We start from the raw sequence: 3,551 nt of genomic DNA, 5'->3' as shown, positions 1-3,551 counted from the left end.
AAGAGTCACGCTGACTTCTTCGATAAAGGTTTTGGTGGGCTACTTACGGCATTCCTCCCCGCCCTGAAGAGCAGGGCTTCCTGCCTGTGTTTATGTGACCTTCTCTTCTTCCTCTGCTAAGGCAGGAGCTAGAAGAAGAGCAAGGACGATCAACAGTGTGGTTGTTCTCATTCGATCTCCATATCTAAAAAGGAAGATGAGGGAAAGGCGTAAGCCCCCTCCAGCTCAAGACCGTAGAACTTATCTATGAGCTCCCGGTGCACAACATCAGGGTCCACATCTTCGAACCGTTGTGGATGAAGCCATTTAGCTAGATAAAGCTCACCAACTATGGCCCGTATTCCCGATGTGATCTTGCCGCTCATCACAAAGACCCGTCCGTCTTCTACCGCCTTTGCGCTCTGCAGCTCCGGCCGGCTCATTATCTCATCCCTCAACTGGGCCAGCTCATCCTCAGTGTAGTTTTTGGTGCTGGGCTCCGACTGAAGGATTACATCTGGGTCGATCTGTACCACCCACTCGGGGCTCACGTCAGGATACGAATTCGATTCATTTGCTAGCTCAGGCATCGGAGGGATAAGCGTATCCTCCCTCCAGCTTCATGTTGTAGAACTCCTGTATGAGCTTCTCATGCTCGACACCCGGATCTATGTCCTCGAATAATTCGGGATAGAACCACTTGGCCAGGTAAAGCTCGCCGATCGCAGAGCGGACTCCCGTGGCCACCGTACCGCTTAAAACGTAGACCCGTCCCTCTTTGACCGCCCTTGAATTCTGCAGCTCCGGCCGAGATATGATCTCATCCCTCCACTGCTCTAGTTCCTCCTCTGTATAGTCCTTCGAGCTTCCCAGAATGTGAAGTATGACATCAGGATCTTTCTCTATCACCCATTCCGGGCTGACATCGGGATAATCGACCGATTCATTGGCTGCGATGTTGACTCCGCCGGCAAAGTCGATGAAGTTGTCATAGGATGTGCCGTTAGATGCCGAATGATACGGCTTTCCCAGCCACTCGAAGAACACGGTTGGTCTCTCCTCCGAATTTGTGCCCGAGATTCTCTCCTTTATGAGATCATGATAACCTTTCAGCTGGCCCGCCAGCTCAGAAGCGCGCTCCTCTTTTCCAAGAGCCCTTCCCAGGTTCTCGATGACCAGGAGCGTCCTATTGGGATCTATGAACCTTTCCACGACAACGGCAATTCCGTCCTCCTCGAGCACCTTCCGGTCCTCCTCCGAGAGCATGGTATCGGCAATTACCAGCTCGGGTTCAAGCTCCATGATGAGCTCTAAATCCGGTGAGTTGGAGTGCTTTCCCGCGACGGTTAAGCTCTCGATCATTGGGGGAAAGTTGGAGCTGGTGCTGCGTCCGACCATGCTTTTTCCCTCATCCAGAGCCCAGAGGATCTCAGAAGCAGCGGCTGAGAGAGATACTGTCTTGGTTACGGGAGCGGACAGCTCGACCTGATGCCCAGTAAAATCGATCAGGGTTACCGTCTCTCCACAGCATACTGATATGAGCAATAAAAGAGAGATCAGGATCTGCAAAGCCTTTTTTCTCAACGTTACTACCTCCCATTTAGTCAAATTAATTGGCTTTTAGACAAATTAAGTTGTATATAAATCTTGGGCCGGTGCGTCATACTGAGAGGCAATGAATCAAATGCAGCCTCGTCCGGATGAGAAAGACTTAAATCAATTAATCTTTCCTTTAATCAAAAAATGGTGATCGAAATGCTTAGTAAGACGCGAATATGGATACTATTGGCATGGTTAATGCTGTGCTCACTGCCGATCCTGGCATGCGGATCTCATCTCACCCTGAAGATCTATGGCAATGCAAACCTGGATGATACCATAGATCAAAGGGACGTCGATTATGTTGAAGGGATCATCAATGGCACACAGGAATATAGCGAGCTGGCCGATGCCAATAACGATGGCAATATCGGCCAGGAGGACATCGCGCAGATCGAGGACATCGTAGCAGGCAGAGAAACGAATCTCATCTTGAAGGATACTGCCAACCGGACGGTGTCAATCGATATACCTGTGGAAAGAGTCATCGTTCCCAGCGGCCTTACCGCTGAGGCATTCAAGGTTTTGAAGGCGACGGAGAAGGTCGTCGGCGTCTCCAATGCCATTCATGAAAAGACTTACTTCTTCCCCGAGTTTGCCGATCTGCCATCAGTCGGCGGCTGGAAGATAGAGGATTATGAGGCGGCCATCTCCCTTGATCCGGATCTGGTAATCAGCTACGAAAAATGGCCGCCCATATCCGAAGCAGAGGAGAAGCTTGATCCCGCAGGAATACCCGTAGTCGTCCTGGAGTTCACAGATCCGAACTTCGTGACGGAGGAGCTGGTCAAGCTCAGCTACATTCTGGGCACGAATGGGGCAGAGGACCGGTATATTCAATGGCGCTCCGGATATGAAAGGCAGATAGATGATTATGTGAACAATTTGAGCCGGGATGAGCGGCCCAGCGTCTTTTTGGAGACGGGCTTTAAGGGTCTAAATGATGTTGGGACATAGGGAGAAGGGGCAAAGGGAAGCCTGGTGCTTGAACTGACCGGCGGCAGGAACATTGCTGCCAATATGTCGGAAGCTTATCCGCATGTGGATAGCGAGTGGATCATCACCGAGAATCCAGAGGTCTTGATGAAGTACGTTTACAGCTCAGAGTTGGACTGGGGCTGGAACAGCACTGATGAGCCCGAGGCGTTGATCGAAGAGATCTCAAGCCGCGATGGATGGGAGAGCATAGATGCGGTGAAAAACCAACGGGTATACTTGATCAGCAACGAGCTGATGACGGGGCTGGATAGCGTGGTAGGATACCTATACTGGGCCAAGCTGCTCCATCCGGAGTTCGCTGCAGATCCGACAGAGGCGTATAAAGAGTATATGACCGATTATTTAGGTATGGAATTTCCTGATTTGGTATTTGTTTTCCCCAAACCCTGAAGATGCTCTTGGGGAGAGAGTCTCAGCTCCATACCAATTTTTTATAAAAATTATTTTAAGCGTTTATAGATCTTTTAACCGCAAACTTTAAGTAAAATTAATTTGTATTAACTCAAACTTAGTGGATTAAGAATTCCACACAACCATTCAAATCAGGAGGTTGGGGCTAACCTGCGGTTTGTCACCACCTCCATCTCCCACTTAAAAAGGGCTGAAATGGTCAAAAGAGGAGGACAAAATGGCAGATGAGAAAAGTTCCATGAAAATGAAAGACATAAACGAGGCGTTATCCGATTACCAGGTTCAGAGCCTGGAGGGGGTCATCCTGGAGGGCGACATAGAAATTGAGATGGACATCTCCAGCGGGGCGCAGTCGCTCCTTTCTCAGTCGCTGGGCCAGGAGTTCACCAACCTTGCCCTACAGCTGTTCAACTTCTCCAGGTCTATGGGTTACCCGGTTGATTCCATGAATCAGATCATGAATACGGGTGGAGGGACGAACAGATAAAATGCAAGTTTCCGTCAGATGACCTCCTTGCTTTTTTAATTCCATCTTATAGGACTACAGTGCTGGGGCGCAGGGG

Annotated in this window: 3 protein-coding genes and 1 pseudogene; 2 read left to right on the top strand and 2 right to left on the bottom strand. The window is 49.8% G+C overall.

Going from position 1 to position 3,551, the window contains the following annotated elements:
• Positions 1–167 precede the first annotated feature (167 nt).
• Both BP822_RS01400 and BP822_RS01395 read right to left on the bottom strand, forming a co-directional pair.
• On the bottom strand, positions 168–569 hold the full coding sequence (locus tag BP822_RS01400; RefSeq protein WP_273467123.1) for an ABC transporter substrate-binding protein: 402 nt from the start codon (positions 567–569) through the stop codon (positions 168–170).
• Entirely contained in the window at positions 562–1,563 is a 1,002-nt protein-coding gene (locus BP822_RS01395) for an ABC transporter substrate-binding protein (protein ID WP_273467125.1), read from the bottom strand. Before BP822_RS01395 ends, BP822_RS01400 begins: the two co-directional genes overlap by 8 nt.
• Positions 1,564–1,722: 159 nt before the next feature.
• Between BP822_RS01395 and BP822_RS01390 the strand changes: the two are divergent.
• Positions 1,723–2,967 (top strand): annotated as a pseudogene (locus tag BP822_RS01390) (ABC transporter substrate-binding protein).
• Positions 2,968–3,205: 238 nt separating this feature from the next.
• Positions 3,206–3,475, top strand: coding sequence for a hypothetical protein (locus BP822_RS01385; protein ID WP_013718606.1), 270 nt, complete (start codon positions 3,206–3,208; stop codon positions 3,473–3,475).
• Positions 3,476–3,551: the final 76 nt, after the last annotated feature.

The organism is Methanosaeta sp. UBA458 (assembly GCF_002496085.1).
GTDB lineage: Archaea > Halobacteriota > Methanosarcinia > Methanotrichales > Methanotrichaceae > Methanothrix > Methanothrix soehngenii.
Note: the sequence above shows the minus strand (reverse complement) of the source record. Positions and strands in the feature narration are given on the sequence as shown.